The following is a 21869-nucleotide window of genomic DNA, read 5'->3' as shown; positions in this document are numbered from 1 at the left end:
GAACAGCAAAGCGATCCCCCGTTGGGGAGCACTCCCACTCCCGTAGGAGGGCAATTTGCGATTCCGACCGCACCGCAGCTGTGGTCGGAGGAAAGTAGCCCCTATGACCACCGCCGACGCCACGCCTGATTCCGGGGCGGCTGAGACGTTGGCCGGCCATCCCGGCTGGGCGTCGCGTCCAGCGCGGGAAAGCGAGGCCGCCCGTCGCTACCGGGAGACATTTCAAGGGTGGGGCATCGACCCCACCGACGACCCCATGGCCGTGGTATCCGAAGCCGTCGACACCAAGGCCACCGTGGTGCGCAACGCCCTGGAAGCGTGCGACGACGAGGATGCACTGCTTGCGCTGGAGGCGGTGCTCGACCTGTGCGCATTGGAGCGGGAGCTGATCGAGGACGGCGCCCGGCGGCGCACCTTTGCGCTGTTGCAGGTCCAGGAGGGCTTGAGCAAGCTGCGGGTGGTCGATGATGTCGCGACGATCGTCGACCGGGCTCCGCGAGAGTTGGTGGAGTCGTGCGGATTCGATCGAGCCGTGCTCTTTCGCGTGCACGAGGGCCGGATGGTCATGGAGTCGGCGTACTTCGGCGAGGACCGGGAGGGCGCCGAGAAGATGGTCGCGTTCGCGCAGTCCGTCGCGCCGCCGTTGGATCACATGCTGCTCGAGACCGAGATGATCCGCCGCCGCGCACCGGCGATTGTCCGCGACGCCCGCAACGATCCCCGCGTCAACAAACCGATCATCGACTTCTCGATGACCCATTCCTATGTGGCGGCACCGGTGATGCCGACGGGCAAGGTGATCGGCTTCCTGCATGCAGACCGCCTGTATTCGGGTCGCCTCGTCGACGAGATCGACCGCGACACGGTGTGGGCGTTCGCGGAGGGGTTCGGGTATGCCTACGAGCGCACAGTGCTCATGGAGAGGATGCGCCGCCAGCACGCGGAGGTCCGAAACGCATTGGCCTCGGCCGATGAAGCGGCTCGGGCGTTGCAGGATGCAGATCTGGACCTGCGCAAGATCGAGCCGCTGGAGCGTAGTCCCGCGGCACGCTCGCTGGCCGACGTACAGACCCGCGTGATGACGGTCCTCACCCGGCGCGAGGTCGAGGTGCTGCGACTGATGGCGGCCGGTCGCACCAATCAACAGATCGCCGACGAACTGGTGATCTCGGCCGGCACGGTGAAGTCACACGTGAAGAGGGTGCTGCGTAAATTGCACGCGACCAACCGCGCCGAGGCGGCATCGGCTTACGTGCGCCTGGCCAGCGTGCCCGACGTCGGCTGATCGGCACGCCGGCGGGGTCACGGGGCCGAACCGTCACCCTCGGAGTAGAGCAGCATCCGCTCCGGGTGGTGCAGATCGTTCACCCGCGCCTGCCCGGTATCCAGACTAGGAGGCGGGATCCACTCGGTGCGACCATGTTTGCCCTGCGCCGTCGTCCAGCCCGTCGTCTCGACCATGCGATTGTCCGGACCACAGGCCAGCGTCAGGTCGTCGATATCGGTGCGACCGTCATTCTTCCAGTCAGCCGCGGCGTGGTGCACCTGACAGCGGTAGCCGGATGCGTCGCACCCCGGGCGGGTGCAGCCACGGTACTTGGAATGCAACATGATTCGTTGTCCGGCAGTCGCGCACCGTTTTGTCCGGCCCAGGTAGAGGGCCTGCTCGGTGTGTTCGTCGAAGACGGCCAGGTAATGGTGGGCGTGGGCGGACATCCGGATCAAGTCGCGCATCGGCAGCAACGAGCCGTCACCGGTGACCGCCTGTCCGGCACCGGATTCCAGTTCCTGCAACGTGGTCGACACGATGACCGTCACGGGCAGGCCATTGAGCTGACCCAACCCGCCGGAGCACAACAGCGCGCGACCCATCGCCACGAGCGCATCATGATTACGCTGAGGCTGCGTCCTGGAGTCCTTGTCAACCGCGTCATGGCCCGGCTCGCCCTCGATGGTCGGCTGTTCGTCGTCCGGGTTGCACATGCCCGGACCCGCCAGCTTCGCCAGCAGTGATTCGAGCACCGCTCGGGCCTCCGGTGTGAGTTCTCCGGCGATCCGGCTCAACCCGTTGGCCCGTTGTGGCCCGAGCGTCACGCCGCGCCGGCGGGCCCGCTCGGCGTCGGTGAAGTCCCCATCCGGATGCAGATGCGCCAGCAGCCGGTTGGCCGCCTTGCGCAGAGCCTCGGGGCTGTGTCGGCTCGCGATCCGCGCCAAGGTCGGCGTCGGCGTCGGCGCGCGTGGCGACGTCGACCGTGTCGGGCAGCGCGGCGAAGAATCCCCGGATCACCGTGACGTGCTCTGCGCCGATCCGGCCGTGGCGCTCGGCCTCCGCGGTGTGTTCCAGAACCGGCGCCAACGGTTCACCCGACATCGCCGTGCGCGGGCCCAACTCGCCGGCGACGTCGATGCGGCGGCGCGCCTCGACCGCACTGAGCCGTAGCCGGAACGCGAGCACCTTCGACAGCGACGTCGCGCCCAGTTCCAGTGGGTTGGCCTCGGCGACCAGCCGGTTGACGATGTGGTGACGCAGCACCGGCGCGCGGCGTGCATCTGCTTCCAGCGCGTCCATCACCTCGAGCAGCTCCGCGTGCCGCAGCGACGTCACATCCAGTGCGTTCACCGCATCACGGGCCGCCTTCAGGGCCGCCAGAGCCGCCGCGACAGGACCATCCACATATCGAACACTAGTTCGATATGTGGCGGATCGACACAGGAAAACCGCAAGCGAGCCGAAGCTGGGGATGAACTCACAATTGGGGATAACCGACCCTTCGAGAGCTCTTGCGCCCAGCAGAACGATATTACTAGGATATGCAAGTATCTACGCAGAAGAAGGCTGGAACATGACCACACGCATTCCTCATTTCATCGACGGCAAGCGCAGCGAATTATCGTCCACCCGCACCGCCGACGTGCTGAACCCGAGCACCGGCACGGTGCAAGCCGAAGTTCTACTCGCCGGCGCCGCCGACGTGGACACCGCGGTGGCCTCGGCCGTCGAGGCGCAGAAGGAGTGGGCGGCGTGGAACCCGCAACGTCGCGCCCGGGTGATGATGCGGTTCATCGAGTTGGTCAACGCCAACATCGACGAACTGGCGGAGCTACTCAGCCTGGAGCACGGCAAGACCGTCGCCGACTCCAAGGGTGACATCCAGCGCGGCATCGAGGTCATCGAGTTCACCATCGGCATTCCCCATCTGCTCAAGGGTGAATTCACCGAGGGCGCCGGCACCGGCATCGACGTCTACTCGTTGCGTCAGCCCCTGGGTGTGGTCGCCGGTATCACCCCGTTCAACTTCCCGGCGATGATCCCGCTGTGGAAGGCCGGCCCCGCGCTCGCCTGTGGAAATGCATTCATTCTCAAGCCCTCCGAGCGTGACCCATCGGTGCCGGTCCGACTGGCCGAGCTGTTCATCGAGGCCGGCCTGCCCGCCGGCGTCTTCCAGGTGGTCCAGGGCGACAAGGAAGCCGTCGACGCGATCCTCGCCCACCCCGACATCCAGGCCGTCGGCTTCGTCGGCAGCTCCGACATCGCGCAGTACATCTACGCCAACGCCGCGGCCAACGGCAAGCGCGCGCAGTGCTTCGGCGGGGCGAAGAACCACATGATCGTGATGCCCGACGCCGACCTCGACCAGGCCGTCGACGCGCTGATCGGCGCCGGCTACGGCAGCGCCGGAGAGCGGTGCATGGCGATCAGTGTCGCCGTCCCGGTGGGCCGTGAAACCGCCGACCGCCTCCGCAACCGACTCGTCGAACGGATCAAGGAGCTGCGCGTCGGCCACAGCCTCGACCCCAAGGCCGACTACGGCCCGCTGGTCACCGAGGCCGCGCTCAACCGCGTCAAGGACTACATCGGCCAGGGCGTGGAGGCCGGCGCTGAGCTGGTGATCGACGGCCGCGAACGCGCCTCGGATGAAATGACTTTCGATGACCAGAGCCTCGAGGGTGGCTACTTCATCGGACCTACCCTGTTCGATCACGTCACCACCGACATGTCGATCTACACCGACGAAATCTTCGGCCCGGTGCTGTGCATCGTCAGAGCCGACGATTACGAAGAAGCTCTGCGACTGCCGACCGAGCACGAGTACGGCAACGGCGTGGCGGTCTTCACCCGCGACGGTGACACCGCACGCGACTTCGTCGCCCGCGTCCAGGTGGGCATGGTCGGGGTCAACGTGCCGATTCCGGTTCCGGTGTCCTACCACACCTTCGGCGGCTGGAAGCGCTCCGGCTTCGGCGATCTCAACCAGCATGGCCCGCACTCGATCCTGTTCTACACCAAGACCAAGACCGTGACCCAGCGGTGGCCCTCGGGCATCAAGGATGGCGCAGAGTTCGTCATTCCGACGATGAAATAAGCTGCGACATGGACTACTTCGGCCTCGATGAGGACGAGCGGGTGATCGCCGAGACGGCTGCGGCCTTCGCCGAGAAGCGGCTGGCGCCGCATGCTTTGGAGTGGGACCAGACCCATCACTTCCCCACCGATGTGCTGCGGGAGGCCGCCGAACTGGGCATGGCGGCCATCTACTGCCGAGAAGATGCCGGCGGCAGTGGTTTACGGCGAATCGATGCGGTGCGCATCTTCGAGATGCTGGCCACAGCGGACCCGACCGTGTCGGCGTTCCTTTCCATTCACAACATGTGCGCATGGATGGTGGACAGCTTCGGCACCGAGGAGCAGCGCAAGGAGTGGGTGCCACGCCTGGCCTCGATGGACGCGATCGCCAGCTACTGCCTGACCGAACCGGGCGCCGGGTCGGACGCAAGCGCGTTGCGTACCCGAGCGGTTCGGTCGGGTGGCGACTACGTCCTCGACGGGGTCAAGCAGTTCATCTCCGGTGCCGGGTCGTCGGACGTCTACATCGTGATGGCCCGCACCGGAGACGACGGTCCGAAGGGCATCTCGACCTTCGTCGTCGGCAAGGATGCGCCGGGGCTGAGTTTCGGTGCCGACGAGCAGAAGATGGGCTGGAACGCCCAGCCCACCAAGCAGGTCATCTTCGAGGGCGCGCGGGTGCCGGCCGACGCCATGCTGGGCGGCCCCGAGGGCGAGGGCACCGGGTTCGGCATTGCGATGAACGGACTCAACGGCGGTCGCATCAACATCGCGGCATGCTCGCTGGGCGGGGCGCAGACCGCATACCAGAAGGCCGCGGCGTTCCTGGCCGACCGACAGGCTTTCGGCGCATCGCTGCTCGACGAGCCGACGATCCGGTTCGCGCTGGCCGACATGGCCACCGCCCTGGAGACATCACGGACGCTGTTATGGCGTGCGGCAACTGCACTCGACGACGACCACCCTGAGAAGGTGGAGTTGTGCGCGATGGCCAAGCGCTATGTCACCGATACCTGCTTCGACGTCGCCGACCAGGCGCTGCAGTTGCACGGCGGTTACGGGTACCTGCGTGAGTACGGCCTGGAGAAGATCGTCCGAGATCTACGGGTGCATCGAATCCTGGAAGGCACCAACGAGATCATGCGCGTGGTGATCGGGCGGGCAGCCGCCCTGCGAGCCCGCGCATCCTGATACGAGGATATGAGATGACGACGATTGCGTTCCTGGGCCTGGGCAACATGGGCGGCCCGATGGCGGCCAACCTGGTCGCAGCGGGACACCGTGTGCATGCCTTCGATCCGGTTGCCCCATTGAAGGAGGCAGCAAAAGCCAACGGCGCGAGCACCTTCGACAGCGTTGGGGCAGCGGTCTCAGAGGCCGACGCGGTCATCACGTCGCTGCCCAACGGCGCGATCGTCAAGGCGGTCTACGACGAGGTGGTGGCGGCCACCAAACCCGGAGCGCTACTGATCGACACCTCGACGATCTCGGTCGACGACGCCCGTGCCATCCACACCCAGGCCATCGAGAAGGGCCTGGCCCAGATCGACGCACCGGTCTCCGGTGGGATCAAGGGCGCCACGGCCGGCACGCTGGCGTTCATGGTCGGCGGTGAGCCCGACGCGTTCGAGCGGGCCCAGCCGGTGCTGGAGCCTCTGGCGGGCAAGATCATCCACTGTGGCGCGTCCGGCGCCGGACAGGCCGCAAAGTTGTGCAACAACATGGTGCTTGCGGTGCAGCAGATCGCGATCGGTGAGGCCTTCGTGCTGGCCGAGAAACTCGGCCTGCCGGCCCAGTCGCTGTTCGACGTGATCACCGGCGCCACCGGCAACTGCTGGGCGGTGCACACCAATTGCCCGGTGCCCGGCCCGGTTCCGACCTCTCCGGCCAACAACGACTTCAAGCCCGGTTTCGCCACCGCCCTGATGAACAAGGACCTCGGGCTGGCGATGGCAGCGGTCGAGTCCTCCGGGGTGAACGCTCCGCTGGGCAGCCACGCCGCCCAGATCTACGCAGACTTCGCAGAGAACCACGCGGACAAGGACTTCAGCGCAGTGATCGAACTGCTCCGCGGTCCATGACGGTTTCGGCGAGCATGCGCCGCAGCCACGTGCGGTAGGCCTGGTCACTCCAGCGGGAGCGGTCGACAATCTTGAGGTACGTCTGGACGTCGGCCAGCAGCGCCGCGGTCTCGACGAGATCGTCGAAGGGTAGATCCTCGCGCAGCCACCCCCGCTCCCGGAACAGCACCAGGACACGGCGCATCTGACGTTTGATGCCGGTGAGCAGTTCATCGAGGTAGCGGTCCAACGTCGGGTCCACCGCGGCGCCACCGAACAGAGCCCGCGCGGGATGCGCTGAGCGACTGTGCAACTCGGTCTGGAGCGCGACCAGGTAGTCGAGAGCTGCCTCAGGATCCTCGATCTGCGACAGCTGCTCGCCGATCTCACTGTCGAGGATGTCCCGGTCGCCTGTCTCCCCGAAGGCGGCGTACTCCACCGCGGCGATCATCAGCGCGGCCTTCGGACCATGACTCTGCACCGTCTCGACCGAAACCCCGGCCGCGGCGGCGATCTTGGCCAGCGTGGTGCCCGCGTACCCGTGCTCGGCAAACAGTGCGGCCGCGGCGGTGACGACGTCGAGACGCGTCTGCTCGGCCTGCTGGCGCCGCAACGTCGACCGGTACCGGCGTGCCGGCGCCTTCGCACCCGCACCGGATATTGACCTGTATGACATAGTACTGAATACTATACCAAGGTATTGAATTCCCCGAAGGAGCCCTGATGGCCTCGATCCTCATTGCCAGCGTGCCGATTCACGGTCACGTGACACCGCTGCTGGCCGTCGCGCGTCATCTGGTCGAGCGTGGCGACGACGTCAGATTCCTGACCGGCAGCCGGTTCGCCACTGCCGTGGCCGCCACCGGTGCCCGACATATCGCATTGACCGGGGACGCCGACTACGACGACCGCGTCGACCATGACGCGCTGTTCCCGGAGCGGGCGGCACTGCGCGGCATCAAGGCCGCCGCATTCGACATCGAGAACATGTTCGTCCGGCCCGCGTCGATCCAGGTCGAAGCCGTGCTGGCCACGCACGCCGAGAAGCCCGTCGACGTGCTGCTGGTCGACCCCACCTTCACGGGCGCGGCATTCCTGCTCGGGTACCCCCGCTCGGCCCGACCCGCGATCGTCGACTGTGGGGTCTTGCCACTGGCGATGAGTAGCCCCGATGTTGCGCCGTTCGGCATGGGCCTGCCGCCGGCGCGCTGGGGGAACCGAATCCGCAACACCGCGTTGACCTTTGCCACCCGCGGCGCACTGGCCGGCGTGACCGAACTCAGCAACGAAATCTACCGCGATCTGCACGGCACCGACATGCCGTTTCCGGTGATGGACTGGGCCCGCCGCGCCGAGGCCGTCGTCCAGTTCACCGTCGCCTCGTTCGAGTACCCGCGTGCCGACATGCCGCCGACCGTGCATTTCGCCGGTCCGCTGTCGGCCAGCGGGTCCTCGGCGCCATTGCCACCCTGGTGGGGCGACCTCGACGGCACCCGCCGCATCGTGCACGTCACCCAAGGCACCATCGCCAATAAGGACTACACGCAACTCATCGTCCCCACAGCGCAGGCACTGGTCGACGACGATGTCCTGGTGGTCGTGTCGACCGGTGGGCGACCCGTCGACACGCTGCCGCCGCTGCCCGCCAACGTACGCGCAGCCGAGTACCTGCCCTACGACGAATTACTCCCCCGCACAGATGTTTTCGTCACCAACGGCGGCTACGGCGGCGTGCAGTACGCACTGCGTCACGGAGTGCCGATCGTGGCCACCGGCGGCAAGGAGGACAAGCCGGAGGTCGGCGCTCGCGTCGCGTGGTTCAGCGTCGGGGTACAGATTCGCCGCGACCGGCCCACCGTGCGTGCGCTACGTCGTGCGGTGCGCCGAGTGCTGTCCGACCCGGACTACCGCACGGCGTCACAGCGGATCGCGACCGAGATGGCCGCCAGCGGCGGTTACCGGGTGCTGACCGACGTCGTCGACGACGTCGCCCGTCAGGCCGCGGTCGGTCTCGGATGCGATTGATTCCACTGGTCGCGCAGCTGCCGGCAGTCGGCCACCCGCAGCGTCGTCGCCGCGTCGTCGCCGCCGACAAGCACCGTCGGGACACCGGCGGTGGCGGCCACCCGCTGGTTGGCCGGCGACCCGGCGAACGCGAGCGCATCCTGCGCCGTCACACCCAACTCGTCGAGCGCGTGCCGGTACATGTTGCCCTCGGTCACGTCGTCGGCGGTGACGACCGTCGCGACCACGCCGTCTCCGACCAGCTGGCGTACCAGTGGCTCCACCCAGCTGTGACGCCCGGTGCTGACGATGCCCACCGCGATACCGGCGCTGAACGCCTCGGTGATCAGATCGACGATCGCGCTGCGGGGTGCCAGATCGGCATCCAGGATGGTCTCGTCGAGAATCATCGACTTCGTCGCGCAGATCTCGTCGACGAGAAGTTCGGCGAGCACATCGCAGTCGCTACGCACACCACGCTTGCGCAACTCGGCGGCCACCCGGGTGCGTTCGTCGGAGAGCACCCGTAGCTGCCGGTAGCGTTGTTCGGACCACCTGATGTCGAGTCCAAGCTCGGCAAAGGCCGCGTTGAACGCGGGCAGGTGTCCGGCAGCGTCGATGTCGGCAAGGGCGTCGAGGTCGAACACCATCGCTTTCAGCGGGGCCATGTTCGCGTCGTTGGTCCGCGGCCAGTCCCACCAGAACCGACCGGCTCGCCAGGCTTTCTGCTCGATAGGCTGCACAGATCGATGGTGTCCTAGATCACACTGGCGGCGCCTCCCCCACTTGGGGGATTCGACGCGCCACGTTGGTCGACGTTCGATCACCACCGGCCCGCGCCGGCTTTAAGGTTGGGGCATGGCCGACCCCGTGCCGGTGCGAATCGTGCTGGTCGACGACCACGAAATGGTCATCGAAGGGCTCAAGGCGATGCTGGCGGCCTTCAGCAACCGTGTCACCGTGGTCGGACAGGCGGTCGGGCCCGAGCAGGTGCTCGACGTGGTGAGCGAGCTCGACCCCGACATCGTGCTGTGCGATGTGCGGATGCAGGGCTCCAGCGGGCTCGACGTCTGCCAGCAGCTGCGCCAGCGTGACCCGGACCGCAAGGTGGTCATGCTGTCGGTCTATGACGACGAGCAGTATCTGTTCCAGGCCCTGCGGGTGGGCGCGTCGGGTTACCTGCTCAAGAGCATCAGCAGCGAGGAGTTGGTCCGCCAGCTGGAGTTCGCCCACGGCGGTGTGACCGCGATCGACCCGGGGATGGCCGCGCGCGCAGTCGACACCGCGGCCCGGCTGCAACGTGACGAGTTCTGGCCCGGCGCCCGCCAGGGACTGACCCAGCGAGAGAGCGAGATCCTGGCGCTGGTGGTCAACGGCCTGTCCAACCGCGCGATCGCCGCCAAGCTGATCATCGGCGACGAAACCGTCAAGACCCACCTCAGCTCGATCTACCGCAAGCTCGGGGTCAGCGACCGGACCGGCGCGGTGGCCACCGCGCTACGGGAGGGCATCTACCAATGACGCCGACCGGCAGAGCGGTCCTGACGGCCGACCGGGAGCTGGCGCTGCTGCGCGAACTCATCCAGGCCGCCTCCAGCGGGCCGGGGGTGGAACCGCTGGCCGCCGCCGCGGCACGGATGATCACCGCGGCCACCGACAGCGACGTGTGTTTCGTCCACGTCCTCGACGACACCGAACGCTCGCTGACACTGGCCGGTGCCACCCCGCCGTTCGACGCCGAGGTCGGCAAGATCCGGCTGCCGCTGGGACAGGGCATCTCAGGGTGGGTGGCCAGCCACCGCCGGCCCGTGGTGATCCGCAAGGACAAGGAGTCCGACCCGCGGTACCTGCCGTTCCGGTCGCTGCGCGGCCGCGATTTCACCTCGATGGTGTCGGTGCCGATGGAGACTGCGCCGGGTGGGCTGGTCGGGGTGCTCAACGTGCACACCGTGGCCGAGCGCGACTTCGGTGAGCGCGACGTCGAACTGCTGCTGGTGATCGGCCGGTTGATCGCCGGAGCCATGCATCAGGCCCGCCTGCACCGGCAGTTGGTCGCCCGCGAGCGCGCGCACGAGAACTTCGTCGAGCAGGTCATCGAAGCGCAGGAACTCGAGCGGCGACGGTTGGCCAGTGACATCCACGACGGCATCTCCCAGCGGCTGGTCACGCTGTCCTACCGCCTCGACGCCGCGGCTCAGGCACTCGACGACCGGGCGGCCCTGACCGAGCAGCTCGAACGGGCCCGCGAGCTCGCGGCGCTGACCCTGCAGGAAGCCCGCGCGGCGATCGGCGGGCTGCGCCCACCGGTTCTCGACGACCTCGGGTTGTCCGGCGGCCTGGCCAGTCTGGCGCGCTCGATCCCGCAGGTCGGAATCGAGGTCGACCTCGCCGACACCCGGCTGCCCGACCATATCGAGCTCGCGCTGTACCGCATCGCCCAGGAATGCCTGCAGAACGTCGTCAAACACGCCCGGGCCACCCGCGCGCGGCTGACGTTCCACCTCGACCGCGGGGACAACGGTCAGACCGCCCGCCTGGAGATCGCCGACGACGGGGTCGGGTTCGACACCTTCGAAAATCCGCTCGGTAGCGACGAGATGGGTGGTTACGGGCTGCTGTCGATGGCCGAGCGCGCCGAGATCGTGGGCGGCCGACTCAACATCCGCTCCCGTCCGGGCGCCGGTACCACGGTGACCGCGACCATCCCGGTGCCCGCGCCGAGCTAGCGCCTCAGAAGTCGCCGGCGTTGCGGCGCAAGGTCTGGATCGACGCGGCCAGCGCGCGCGACTCGGCGACCGACATCCCGATGTCGGCGAAGACGTCGTTGTTGAGCGTGACCGTCGCGTCCTCGACCGTGGACCGACCCAACCCGGTGATCTGCACCAGCGTGGTTCGCCCGTCGGTGGGATGTGGCAGCCGCTCGACCAGGCCGTCGGCTTCGAGCCGCCGGATCGCGTGGGTGACGCTGGTGACATGGACCTGCAGCCGGTCGCTGGCCTTGGTGATGGGCAGCGCCCCGGTCCGGCTGAACGCCAACAGACGCAACAGTTCGTACCTGGAGAAGCTCAGATCGTAGGGCCGTAACGCGTTCTCGACCCGCGCCAGCAGGATCTGGTGGGCCCGCATCACCGAGGTCACCGCGACCATGCCGTCGGCGACCTCACCCCAGCCACTGCTTTCCCAGTTCGCGCGTGCGACCGCGATCGGGTCTCGATTCATCAGCAGGTCAAGATGCGTGGTCCGTCGTCGGTCACTGCGACGGTGTGCTCCCAGTGCGCGGCCCGTGAACCGTCTGCGGTCACCACGGTCCACTCGTCGTCGAGGATGACGGTGCGGGTGGTGCCCAAGGTCAGCATCGGTTCGATCGCCAGCACCGAGCCCGGCACCAGATACGGACCGCGGCCGGGCGATCCTTCGTTCGGCAGGAACGGATCCATGTGCATCTCCCGGCCGATGCCGTGCCCGCCGTAGCCGGCCACGATGCCGAACCGCCGGCCGTGCCGTTTCTCGGCCGCACGGGTGCCGCACTCGATGGCATGGGAGATGTCGGTGAGGCGGTTACCCGGAACCATCGCCGCGATGCCGGCCTCCATCGACTCCCGGGTGGCCTGCGACAACTTCTCGTCCTCGGGGCGGGCTGCGCCGACGCTGAAGGTGAACGCCGAGTCACCGTGCCAGCCCTCGAGGATGGCGCCACAATCGATCGAGACCAGATCGCCTTCGGCGAGGATCTCGGCCGTCGTCGGGATGCCGTGCACCACGCGGTCGTTGACCGATGCGCAGATGGTGGCCGGGAAGCCGTGGTAGCCCTTGAACGACGGGACCGCACCGGCGTCGCGGATCACCGACTCGGCGGCGGCGTCCAGTTCGAGCGTCGTCACCCCGGGTGCCGCAGCCGCGCGGACGGCCTTGAGCGCGGCAGCGACCAGCGCCCCGGCCGCGGCCATCGCGTCGAGTTCACCGGCGCTGCGTGCAGCGACGACCTTGCGGCCGCGCAAGCTGGGCAGAGAAACCATCGACGCTAGCGGCCGAGCGCCTTGAGCGCCCTGTCGAACACCTCGCCGAGGTCGCCCACGGCGTCGACGGTGGTGACGGTGTCGCGGTAGTAGTCCAGCAACGGCGCAGTCTCGTCGCGGTACACCTTGAACCGGTTCCGGATGACGTCCTCGGTGTCGTCGGCGCGGCCGCGGCCTTTGAGCCGGCTGACCAGCTCCTCCTCCGGCACCCGGAACTCCAGCACCGCGTCCAGGGACAGCTTGCGCTTCTCCAGCATCGCGTCGAGGGCCTTGGCCTGCTCGACCGAACGCGGGAAGCCGTCGAGGATGAACCCCTGCGCGGCATCGTCGTCGTCGAGTCGGTCGTCGACGAGCGCGTTGGTCAGAGTCGCGGGCACCAGGTCGCCGGCGTCGAGGTACTTCTTGGCCTCCAGGCCCAGCTCGGTGCCGTTGGTGATGTTGAAACGGAACAGGTCTCCGGTCGAGACGTGGGGAACGCCGAGGCTCTCGGCCAGCTTCTCCGCCTGCGTTCCCTTACCCGCACCGGGCGGCCCCAACAACACGATTCTCAACTCAAGAACCCTTCTCTCACTTCAAAAAGCCTTCGTAGTTGCGCTGCATCAGCTGGCTTTCGATCTGCTTGATGGTGTCCAGGCCGACGCCGACCATGATCAGCACCGCGGTTCCGCCGAACGGCAGGTTCTGGACCGACCCGGTATTGCCCATCTCCAGGAAGAGATTCGGCAGCACGGCGATCACACCGAGATAGATCGAGCCTGGCAGCGTGATCCGCGACAGCACGAATCGGAGATAGTCGGCGGTGGCCTTACCCGGTCGGATGCCCGGGATGAAGCCGCCGTACTTCTTCATCTCGTCCGCGCGTTCGTCAGGGTTGAACGTGATCGAGACGTAGAAGTAGGTGAAGAACACGATCAGGCCGAAGTACATCGCGATGTATATCGGGTCGGCCGGGTTGGTCAGGTTCTCCGCGATGAAGGTCTGCCACCAACTGGTGCTGGCGCCGTCACCGGCGCTGGCCGCCAACTGGCTGATCAGGTGCGGAATGTAGATCAGCGACGATGCGAAGATCACCGGGATGACGCCCGCCTGGTTGACCTTCAGCGGCAGGTAGGTCGAGGTGCCGCCGTACATCCGGCGTCCGACCATGCGCTTGGCGTACTGCACCGGGATCCGGCGCTGGCCCTGCTCGACGAAGACCACACCGATGATGATGATCAGAGCCGCGACGCAGACCAGGGTGAACACCATGCCACCGCGGCTGTCCAGGATGGTCCGGCCCTCGATCGGGATGCGCGCGGCGATACCGGCGAAGATCAGCAGCGACATGCCGTTGCCGATGCCACGCTCGGTGACCATCTCGCCCATCCACATCACCAGCGCCGCGCCGGCGGTCATGACCAGCACCATGACCACCAGGGTGAAGATGTTCAGGCCTTCGCTCTGGCCTTCGATGATGTCGAGGGTGCAGCCCTGCAGCAGACCGCCGTTGGCCGCCAGCGCCACGATGCTGGTGGCCTGCAGGACGGCCAGCGCGATCGACAGATAACGCGTGTACTGCGTCATCTTGGCCTGACCGGCCTGGCCCTCCTTGCGGAGCTGCTCGAAGCGCGGGATCACCACGGTGAGCAACTGCACGATGATGCTGGCGGTGATGTAGGGCATCACGCCCACCGCGAACACCGTCAACTGCAGTAGCGCGCCGCCGGAGAACAGGTTGATCAGCGAGTAGATCTGCGCCGACTCCCCGCCGCTGACGTCAGCGATGCACTGCTGGATGTTGGGGTAGTTGACACCGGGAGACGGGATCGCCGCGCCGACCCGGTAGAGGACCACGATGCCGAGGGTGAACAGGATCTTGCGCCTCAGATCGACTGTCCGCAGTGACGAGATGAAAGCCGAGAGCACTCTTTCCTCCTGCACGGCCGACGTGTCGCTGCGGCGTGCTCATGTGGCTGGCGTGACCAGCGTTGGTTTAAGTCGTGCGCGCGACGGCACGAGCAGGCATCACGCCTGCGCAAGTCACGCGTTCAAACAGTCTACGAGACTAACAGTTGCAGCTCCGTTGCCCCGAATCAGAAGCGTACAGTCGGTGTCAGCTCCTTATACCAACTAACTAGTCAGCAGAGGTTCTCCGTCATGCCCCGCAGCGACAACGACTCCTGGGATCTGGCCTCCAGCGTCGGCGCCACCGCGACCCTGGTCGCCGCCGCCCGCGCGGTCGCATCCCGCGCCGCCGAGCCCGTGATCGACGACCCGTTCGCCGCACCGCTGGTGCGTGCGGTCGGCGTCGACTTCTTCACCCGGCTGGCCACCGGCGAGCTGACCCCGGCCGACCTCGACGCCCACGACGGCGGGTCGCCGGTCGGCATGAGCCGCTTCGCCGACGGGATGGCCGCCCGCACCCGGTTCTTCGACGACTTCTTCGCCGCAGCGACCGCCGCAGGCATCACACAGGCGGTGATCCTGGCCTCCGGACTCGACGCCCGCGCCTACCGTCTGGACTGGCCGGCCGGCATGGTGCTCTACGAGGTCGATCAACCCGAGGTGACCGCGTTCAAGCACCAGACCCTCGCGCGGCTCGGCGCTACGCCCAGGGCCGAGCTGCGCACGGTGGCCGTCGACCTGCGCCACGACTGGCCCGCCGCCCTCGCCGACGCCGGATTCGACGCCGGCCGCCCGACGGCATGGATCGCCGAAGGGCTGTTCGGTTACCTGCCCCCCGACGCGCAGGACCGGTTGCTCGACCAAGTCTGCGCACTGAGCCCGGCGGGTAGCCGATTGGCCGCCGAAGGGGTGCCTGCTCACCACGACACCGAAGCCGACGAGCTCCGCGAGCGCATGCAGGCCTCCACCGAGGCGTGGCGTCGCCACGGATTCGAGTTGGACTTCTCCGATCTGGTCTTCCTGGGCGATCGCGCCGAGCTCGCCGGCTATCTCGCCGAGCGGGGCTGGACCGTCGATGCGGTGCCGACCAACGACCTGCTGCAGCGCTATGGGTTGGACCGGCTCGACACCGACAAGGGGTTCGCCGACGTCGTCTACGTCAGCGCGATGAGGGCGCCGCGATGACCCGCAGCGAGAAGCGCTCCGAGAATGACACCTGGGACCTGGCCTCCAGCGTCGGCGCTACCGCGACATCGGTGGCCGCGACGCGGGCATTCGCCAGCAACGGGCCTGACGCCCTGATCGACGACCCGTATGCGGCCGTCCTGGTCGAAGCCGTCGGACTGCCGCACTTCGTCAAGGTGGCCCGCGGCGAGGTCGACTTCGACTCCGATCCGCTGTTCGGCGCCCAGCTGATGCGTGAACAGATCGCGGTGCGCACCCGGTTCTTCGACGACTTCCTCACCGAGGCGGTGCGCAGCGAGATCATGCAGGTGGTGATCCTGGCCTCCGGCCTGGACACCCGCGCCTACCGGTTGCAGTGGCCGGCGGGCACCGCGATCTTCGAAATCGACCAACCCGACGTCATCGAGTTCAAGACCCGGGTACTGGCCGAGGCGGGCGTGGCGCCCAGCGCCGACCGCCAGACTGTCGGCATCGATCTGCGCGACGACTGGGCCGCCGCATTGCGAGCGGCCGGCTTCGACGAAACAGCGCCGACGGCGTGGATCGCCGAAGGACTGCTGATCTATCTGCCCCCGGACGCCCAGGACCGCCTGCTCGACCACATCAGTACGCTCAGCGCCCCCGGCAGCCGGGTGGCCACCGAGCACATGGACGCCAAGGCGCTGACCGGCCAGTGGGCCAAGGCCATGACCGAGCGGGCCCGCCGGCACGGCAGCGACATCAACCTCGAAGAGCTGTTCTACAGCGGCCCGCGTACCTCGGCTGCCGACCATCTGCTCGCCCGCGGCTGGCAGGTGAAGGTGCAGCCGACCACCGAGGCCTATGCGGCCAACGGCTTCCGTGCGCCCGACAACGACCTGATGGCGATGATCGGCGACTCCGGATACCTGAGCGCTCGGCGGGGGTAGCGAGGATGGCACGCGCCGATGACGACACCTGGGACCTGGCGTCCAGTGTCGGGGCCACCGCGACGATGGTCGCCGCCGCGCGGGCGATGGCCAGTGCCGACCCCGATCCCCTGATCGACGACCCGTTCGCCGAACCACTGGTGCGGGCGGTCGGCATCGACTTCTTCACCAAGATGCTCGACGGCGCGCTCGACCTGTCGCTGTTTCCCGACATGACCCCCGAACGGGTGCAAGCCATGATCGACGGGATGGCTGTGCGCACCAAGTTCTTCGACGACAGCGTGCTGGCCTCGACGGCGGCCGGAGTCCGTCAGGTGGTCATCCTGGCCTCTGGTCTGGACGCGCGCGCCTACCGGCTGGGCTGGCCGCCCGCAACCGTGATCTATGAGCTGGACCAACCGCAGGTCATCGAGTTCAAGACCGACACGCTGGCCGGTATCGGCGCCGAGCCGACCGCCACCCGACAGCCCGTGGCCGTCGACCTGCGCCAGGACTGGCCGTCGGCGCTGCGCGCCGCCGGCTTCGATGCCTCGCAGCCGACAGCGTGGCTGGCCGAGGGGCTGCTGATCTATCTCCCGTCGCAGGCCCAGGATCTGCTGTTCGACCGGATCACCGCGTTGTCGGCGCCCGGCTCGACGGTGTCGACCGAATACGTGCCCGGCATCGTCGATTTCGACGCCGAGAAGGCGCGCGCGCTCGCCGAGCCGCTGCAGCAACACGGTCTCGACCTGGACATGTCGGCGCTGGTCTACGCCGGCGAGCGCAGCCACGTGATGGACTACCTGGGCGGCCTCGGCTGGCAGGTGAGCGCCGAGCCGCGCGACGAGCTGTTCGCCCGCTTCGGACGCGAGCTGCCCGCCGACGCGGCCGTGCAGGATCCGCTGGGTGGTCAGATCATCTACGTCAGAGCCGAGTTGGGCCCAGCCACAACAGGTTGACCCCGGTCAACGAACGCTGGGTCTGGTCGACGGCCTGGGCTACCGACCGTAACGCCAGCCCACCCAGCGCATCGGCCACCGAGCCCGCCGGTAGCGACGACGGTTTGGGTCGCAGCATGTCCAGCAGCGACGAGCCGGGCAGATACTCGAGCGCGACCTCGTCGTCGGCGTCCAGACCGGCCAGCTCTTTGGCCCGACCGATCGCGGTGCGCAGACCGCCGAGCTCGTCGACCAGGCCACGCTCCCGGGCGTCGGCACCGGTCCACACCCGCCCGCGGGCGACCTGCTCGACCTGCTCCACAGTCATCGACCGGCCCTCGGCGACGCGCGCCACGAAATCGGTGTAGAACAGGTCGGCTTCGGCCTCGACGTGGGCCTGCTGTTCCTCGGTGAACGGCGCATTGACCGACCACGCGTCGGCATTGGCGTTGGTGCGCACCGCATCCGAGCCGACGCCGAGGCGATCTTTGAGCCCGCGCGCCACCAGCTTGCCGGTGACCACACCGATCGACCCGGTCAGCGTGCCCGGGTTGGCGACGATCGCATCCGCCGCCATCGACACGTAGTAGCCGCCCGACGCAGCCACCGCTCCCATCGACGCCACCACCGGCGTGCCCCGCTCGCGGGTGCGGACCACCTCCCGCCAGACGGTCTCCGAACCAGTCACCGAACCGCCGGGACTGTCGACGCGCAGCACGATCGCCGCAACGTCGTCGTCGGCGGCGGCCTCCCGCAGCGCGGCGGCGATGGTGTCCCCGCCGGCGGCCGAACTGCCCATCGGGGACAGCTGCCGTCCGCCGCGGCCACTGACGATCGGGCCGGACAACGTCACCACCGCGATCTTGGGCTGACTCTTCAGTCCAGGCATCGCCCGCTTCTTGGCGCGGGCATAGCGGGACAGGAACAACCGCGGCGGTGCGCCGTCGGCGTCGGCATCACCCGTCTCGACGTTCGCGATATGCGCATAAGCCTCGTCCCGAAAACCGACGCGGTCGATCAGTCCGGCTGCCAGCGCGTCGTCACGCAACAGCGGAGCCCGATCGGCCAGCGCGTTGAGCGCCGCGACGTCGAGGCCGCGGGCGGTGGCCACGGCCTGCCATACCTGCGAGCGCAGGCTGTCCACCAACGCGGCGTCGGCTTCGCGGTGGGCCTCGGTGTAACCGTGCTCGGTGAACAGGTTCGCCGCCGATTTGTACTCACCGCGGGCGACGAACTGCGCTTCGACGCCGAGCTTGTCCAACGCGTCGCGCAGGAACAGCGCGCTGGTCGCGAAGCCGACCAGACCGACGGTGCCTGAGGGCTGCATCCACACCTCACCGAACGCCGAGGCCAGGTAGTAGGACAGGGTTCCCGGGTAGGTCTCGGCCCAGGCCAACGACGGCTTACGGGCGGTGAACGCCGCGATGGCCTCGCGCAGCTCCTGCACCGGTCCGGGTGGGGCGGCGGCGATCTGCACCCGGGCGATCAGACCGGCCACCCGCGGGTCCTCTGCGGCCCGATGGATCGCCTCGACAGCCTCGCGCAGCAGCAGCGGACGGGTCGGCCCGACCACCCCGGACAACACCGCCAACGGATCGAAACCCGCGGTTTCGGGCGGCGCGCTCTGCAGGTCCAGCTCCAGGATGCAGCCGTCGGGGACACCCTGGTGGCGCGCGGTGTCGACCTTGCGGGCCAGCTGGCGAACGTCGTCGAAGCCGGGCAATCCGGACAGCAGAGAATGCATGGTCGAAAGCCTACCGACGGGCTGCGACGCTGCGGCCCGTGCGCGGGGTCAGCGACCGACCAGGCGCATGTATTGCGGGCAGTAGGCAGCCACCGAGACCCGCATCAGCCCGGTGGCCTTGTCCCGGTCGAGTCCGGAGTTCTGCACCGTGGTGCGCACGCCGCGCACCACCGGAACCGGGTTCGGGTTGCCGGCCAGCCCCGAGGTGAGCAGTTCGCATACCTGGCGACCGACCGCGGGCACGTCGGGGATGTTGCTGGTGTCGATGCCCAGCGATTTCACCGCGTCGTCGAAACGCTTGTCGTCGGGCTGGGCTGCGGCCGGCGCGGCCGCACCGAAAGCGGCCAGGCCGGCGACGACGATCGCCGCAGCTACGGTACGGCGGTTGCCAATCATGGTTGCTCCTCGGTCATTTCCCCTGCGGCAGTCTAATCGCCGACGGCGCCGCGCGCGTTACGAGCCCACCGTGCACAAAAGCCCCCGCCGGGGCGGGGGCTTCTGTACGCAGCGCGTTCTCTACAGTTCGGTGGCGGTGCCGCCGGCCGAGGTGATCGCCTCGCGGGCGCTGCCGCTGAACTTGTGCGCGGTCAGGTCGATCTTGGCCGACAGTTTGCCGTCGCCGAGCACCTTGACGAGCACGTTCTTGCGGACGAGGCCCTTGGCCACCAACTCGTCGACACCGACGGTGCCGCCGTCCGGGAACGCCTTGTTGATGTCGCCGACGTTGACCACGCCGTACTCGGTGCGGAACCGGTTGCGGAAGCCCTTGAGCTTGGGCAGCCGCATGTGGATAGGCATCTGCCCACCTTCGAACATGACCGGCACGTTCTTGCGGGCCTTGGTGCCCTTGGTGCCGCGACCGGCGGTCTTACCCTTGGAGCCCTCACCGCGACCCACGCGTGTCTTGGCCTTCTTCGACCCGGGCGCGGGCCGCAGGTCGTGCAGCTTGATCGTCATGTCTAGACCTCCTCAACCGTGACCAGGTGGTGCACGGTCTTGATCAGTCCGCGGGTCTGCGGATTGTCCTCGCGGACCACCGACTGGCGGATCTTGCGCAGGCCCAGCGTGCGCAGCGTCTCACGCTGCTTCCACCGCGCGCCGATGGTGCTGCGCACCTGGGTGATCTTGAGCTCTGCCATCTGTTATGCCGTTCCCTCACGCGCAGCGCTGGCAGCCAGGGCCTCCGCCTCACGACGGGCCTTGAGCATGCCTGCGGGCGCTACATCTTCGATCGGCAGACCGCGGCGAGCCGCGACCTCTTCGGGGCGCTGCAACAACTTCAGCGCGGCGACGGTCGCGTGCACCACGTTGATCGCGTTGTCGCTGCCCAGCGACTTGGCCAGGACGTCGTGCACCCCGGCGCATTCCAGCACCGCACGGCAGGCGCCGCCGGCGATGACGCCGGTACCCGGGCTGGCCGGACGCAGCATCACCACACCCGCGGCGGCCTCCCCTTGCACGGGGTGCGTGACGGTGCCGCCGATCAGCGGCACCCGGAAGAAGTTCTTGCGTGCTTCCTCGACGCCCTTGGCGATGGCGGCCGGAACTTCCTTGGCCTTGCCGTAGCCGACACCGACCATGCCCTTGCCGTCGCCGACGATCACCAACGCGGTGAAGCTGAACCGGCGACCACCCTTGACCACCTTGGAGACGCGGTTGATCGTGACGACCCGCTCGAGGTAGTTGCTCTTCTCCCGGTCGTCGCGACCGCCACGGCCACCGCGGTCGTCACGGCGCCCGCGGCCTCCGCGGTCATTCCTGCCGTCGCGGCCGTCGCTCGACGGCCCGCCGGCTCCTACAGCCTGCTCGGCCATCATGCGTTCCTTCCGGTGTGATTGCGGTTGATCTGTTCGATCATCAGAACTTCAGCCCGCCTTCGCGTGCGGCGTCGGCCAGCGCGGCGATGCGTCCACCGTAGGTGTACCCACCGCGGTCGAACACCACCTCGTCGATGCCGGCGGCCTTGGCGCGCTCGGCGATGAGCTGCCCGACCCGCGTGCTCTGGGCCTTCTTGTCACCCTCGACGGCACGGACGTCGGCTTCGATCGACGACGCCGCAGCCACCGTCACGCCCTGGGAGTCGTCGACCAGCTGCACATGGATGTGCCGCGACGAACGGTTGACCACCAGGCGGGGACGCGCGGCGGTGCCGGCGACCTTCTTGCGCAGCCGTGCGTGGCGACGCAACCGAGAGGTGCGCCGCGTCTCGGAGATGTTCTTGCCGACCGGCTTGTAGCCGGCGTCTTGAGTCTTGGTAGCCATCTACTACTTACCTGTCTTTCCGACCTTGCGGCGGATCTGCTCGCCCTCGTAGCGAATCCCCTTGCCCTTGTAGGGGTCGCTCTTACGAAGCCGGCGGATGTTGGCCGCGATCTGGCCGACTGCCTGCTTGTCGATACCGGAGATCGAGAACTTGGTGGGCGTCTCCACCGCGAAGGTCACGCCCTCCGGAGCCTTGATCAGCACCGGGTGGCTGTAGCCGAGCGCGAACTCCAGGTCACTGCCCTTGGCCACCACGCGGTAGCCGACACCGAAGATCTCCATCTTGGTGGTGTATCCCTCGGTCACCCCGGTCACCAGGTTGGCGATCAGCGTCCGCGACAGACCGTGCAACGAGCGGCTGCGACGCTCGTCGTCGGGACGGCTGACCACGATGGCGCCGTTGTCGTCACGCGAGACCTCGATCGGGTCGGCGACGTCGAGGGTCAGCGTGCCCTTGGGGCCCTTGACCGACACGTTGCGCCCGTCGATCGTCACGTCGACCCCGTTGGGGACGGTGACCGGCTGTTTTCCAATGCGAGACATG

The 21869-nt window shown here is 67.8% G+C and carries 23 protein-coding genes and 1 pseudogene; 10 read left to right on the top strand and 14 right to left on the bottom strand.

Features of this window, described 5'->3' with window-relative positions; translation table 11 throughout:
* Positions 1-103: 103 nt before the first annotated feature.
* On the top strand, positions 104-1285 hold the full coding sequence (locus KXD98_RS04670) for a LuxR C-terminal-related transcriptional regulator (protein ID WP_260762095.1): 1182 nt from the start codon (positions 104-106) through the stop codon (positions 1283-1285).
* 17 nt (positions 1286-1302) lie between these two features.
* On the opposite strand, the pseudogene KXD98_RS04665 reads toward KXD98_RS04670, so the two are convergent.
* Positions 1303-2674, bottom strand: a pseudogene (locus KXD98_RS04665) (HNH endonuclease signature motif containing protein).
* Positions 2675-2843: 169 nt separating this feature from the next.
* On the opposite strand from KXD98_RS04665, the gene KXD98_RS04655 reads away from it, so the two are divergent.
* The 3 genes from KXD98_RS04655 to mmsB are packed head-to-tail and all read left to right on the top strand — an operon-like array spanning position 2844 to position 6426.
* Positions 2844-4364 carry a CoA-acylating methylmalonate-semialdehyde dehydrogenase gene (locus KXD98_RS04655; RefSeq protein WP_260762093.1) on the top strand — a complete coding sequence of 507 codons (1521 nt, stop codon included), beginning with the start codon at positions 2844-2846 and terminating at the stop codon, positions 4362-4364.
* 8 nt (positions 4365-4372) lie between these two features.
* Positions 4373-5536: an acyl-CoA dehydrogenase family protein gene (locus KXD98_RS04650; protein WP_260762092.1), complete on the top strand. Its 1164-nt coding sequence runs from the start codon at positions 4373-4375 to the stop codon at positions 5534-5536.
* 14 nt (positions 5537-5550) lie between these two features.
* Positions 5551-6426 (top strand): 3-hydroxyisobutyrate dehydrogenase, encoded by an 876-nt coding sequence (gene mmsB, locus KXD98_RS04645; protein ID WP_260762091.1) that lies wholly within the window; start codon positions 5551-5553, stop codon positions 6424-6426.
* Here the strand turns inward: mmsB and KXD98_RS04640 are convergent.
* Positions 6392-7081, bottom strand: coding sequence for a TetR/AcrR family transcriptional regulator (locus tag KXD98_RS04640; RefSeq protein ID WP_260762090.1), 690 nt, complete (start codon positions 7079-7081; stop codon positions 6392-6394). The two genes, mmsB and KXD98_RS04640, sit on opposite strands and share 35 nt — an antisense overlap.
* A gap of 47 nt (positions 7082-7128) precedes the next feature.
* On the opposite strand from KXD98_RS04640, the gene KXD98_RS04635 reads away from it, so the two are divergent.
* Positions 7129-8430 carry a glycosyltransferase gene (locus KXD98_RS04635; protein ID WP_260762089.1) on the top strand — a complete coding sequence of 434 codons (1302 nt, stop codon included), beginning with the start codon at positions 7129-7131 and terminating at the stop codon, positions 8428-8430.
* On the opposite strand, the gene KXD98_RS04630 is transcribed toward KXD98_RS04635, so the two are convergent.
* Entirely contained in the window at positions 8400-9152 is a 753-nt protein-coding gene (locus tag KXD98_RS04630) for an HAD hydrolase-like protein (RefSeq protein WP_260762088.1), read from the bottom strand. The two genes, KXD98_RS04635 and KXD98_RS04630, sit on opposite strands and share 31 nt — an antisense overlap.
* Positions 9153-9267: 115 nt before the next feature.
* Between KXD98_RS04630 and KXD98_RS04625 the strand changes: the two genes are divergently transcribed.
* Both KXD98_RS04625 and KXD98_RS04620 read left to right on the top strand, forming a co-directional pair.
* Positions 9268-9930, top strand: coding sequence for a response regulator transcription factor (locus KXD98_RS04625; RefSeq protein WP_260762087.1), 663 nt, complete (start codon positions 9268-9270; stop codon positions 9928-9930).
* On the top strand, positions 9927-11135 hold the full coding sequence (locus tag KXD98_RS04620; RefSeq protein ID WP_260762086.1) for a GAF domain-containing sensor histidine kinase: 1209 nt from the start codon (positions 9927-9929) through the stop codon (positions 11133-11135). The genes KXD98_RS04625 and KXD98_RS04620 overlap by 4 nt, the downstream gene beginning before the upstream one ends.
* 4 nt (positions 11136-11139) lie before the next feature.
* Here KXD98_RS04620 and KXD98_RS04615 read toward each other — a convergent pair whose 3' ends face one another.
* The 4 genes from KXD98_RS04615 to secY are packed head-to-tail and all read right to left on the bottom strand — an operon-like array spanning position 11140 to position 14330.
* Positions 11140-11628, bottom strand: coding sequence for a MarR family transcriptional regulator (locus KXD98_RS04615; RefSeq protein ID WP_260762085.1), 489 nt, complete (start codon positions 11626-11628; stop codon positions 11140-11142).
* Positions 11628-12425, bottom strand: a complete 798-nt coding sequence (map, locus tag KXD98_RS04610) for a type I methionyl aminopeptidase (RefSeq protein WP_260762084.1) — start codon at positions 12423-12425, stop codon at positions 11628-11630. Before map ends, KXD98_RS04615 begins: the two co-directional genes overlap by 1 nt.
* Before the next feature lie 5 nt (positions 12426-12430).
* Complete coding sequence (locus KXD98_RS04605) at positions 12431-12976, bottom strand: adenylate kinase (RefSeq protein WP_260762083.1); 546 nt, start codon at positions 12974-12976, stop codon at positions 12431-12433.
* Between the two features lie 16 nt (positions 12977-12992).
* Positions 12993-14330: a preprotein translocase subunit SecY gene (gene secY, locus KXD98_RS04600; protein ID WP_260762082.1), complete on the bottom strand. Its 1338-nt coding sequence runs from the start codon at positions 14328-14330 to the stop codon at positions 12993-12995.
* Between the two features lie 231 nt (positions 14331-14561).
* On the opposite strand from secY, the gene KXD98_RS04595 reads away from it, so the two are divergent.
* Genes KXD98_RS04595 through KXD98_RS04585 form a run of 3 tightly spaced genes read left to right on the top strand, consistent with a single transcriptional unit; the run spans position 14562 to position 17340 of the window.
* Entirely contained in the window at positions 14562-15494 is a 933-nt protein-coding gene (locus KXD98_RS04595; RefSeq protein WP_260762081.1) for an SAM-dependent methyltransferase, read from the top strand.
* On the top strand, positions 15491-16402 hold the full coding sequence (locus tag KXD98_RS04590) for a class I SAM-dependent methyltransferase (RefSeq protein WP_260762080.1): 912 nt from the start codon (positions 15491-15493) through the stop codon (positions 16400-16402). Before KXD98_RS04595 ends, KXD98_RS04590 begins: the two co-directional genes overlap by 4 nt.
* 5 nt (positions 16403-16407) lie before the next feature.
* Positions 16408-17340, top strand: a complete 933-nt coding sequence (locus tag KXD98_RS04585) for an SAM-dependent methyltransferase (protein ID WP_260762079.1) — start codon at positions 16408-16410, stop codon at positions 17338-17340.
* Here the strand turns inward: KXD98_RS04585 and sppA are convergent.
* The 7 genes from sppA to rplF form a co-directional block, all read right to left on the bottom strand.
* Positions 17306-19063 carry a signal peptide peptidase SppA gene (gene sppA / locus KXD98_RS04580; protein WP_260762078.1) on the bottom strand — a complete coding sequence of 586 codons (1758 nt, stop codon included), beginning with the start codon at positions 19061-19063 and terminating at the stop codon, positions 17306-17308. The genes KXD98_RS04585 and sppA overlap by 35 nt on opposite strands.
* Before the next feature lie 48 nt (positions 19064-19111).
* Positions 19112-19459: a DUF732 domain-containing protein gene (locus tag KXD98_RS04575; protein WP_260762077.1), complete on the bottom strand. Its 348-nt coding sequence runs from the start codon at positions 19457-19459 to the stop codon at positions 19112-19114.
* 120 nt (positions 19460-19579) lie between these two features.
* Positions 19580-20020 (bottom strand): 50S ribosomal protein L15, encoded by a 441-nt coding sequence (rplO, locus tag KXD98_RS04570; protein WP_260762076.1) that lies wholly within the window; start codon positions 20018-20020, stop codon positions 19580-19582.
* Positions 20021-20022: 2 nt separating this feature from the next.
* Complete coding sequence (rpmD, locus tag KXD98_RS04565) at positions 20023-20202, bottom strand: 50S ribosomal protein L30 (protein WP_014814261.1); 180 nt, start codon at positions 20200-20202, stop codon at positions 20023-20025.
* Positions 20203-20205: 3 nt separating this feature from the next.
* Positions 20206-20877 (bottom strand): 30S ribosomal protein S5, encoded by a 672-nt coding sequence (gene rpsE, locus KXD98_RS04560; protein ID WP_260764983.1) that lies wholly within the window; start codon positions 20875-20877, stop codon positions 20206-20208.
* Positions 20878-20920: 43 nt separating this feature from the next.
* Complete coding sequence (gene rplR, locus KXD98_RS04555) at positions 20921-21325, bottom strand: 50S ribosomal protein L18 (RefSeq protein ID WP_260762075.1); 405 nt, start codon at positions 21323-21325, stop codon at positions 20921-20923.
* A 3-nt stretch (positions 21326-21328) separates the two neighbouring features.
* Positions 21329-21868, bottom strand: a complete 540-nt coding sequence (gene rplF, locus KXD98_RS04550; protein ID WP_260762074.1) for a 50S ribosomal protein L6 — start codon at positions 21866-21868, stop codon at positions 21329-21331.
* Between the last annotated feature and the right edge of the window lies 1 nt (position 21869).

Origin of the sequence: Mycobacterium sp. SMC-4, assembly GCF_025263265.1 — a bacterium.
In the GTDB taxonomy this organism is placed as follows: domain Bacteria; phylum Actinomycetota; class Actinomycetes; order Mycobacteriales; family Mycobacteriaceae; genus Mycobacterium.
Note: the sequence above shows the minus strand (reverse complement) of the source record. Positions and strands in the feature narration are given on the sequence as shown.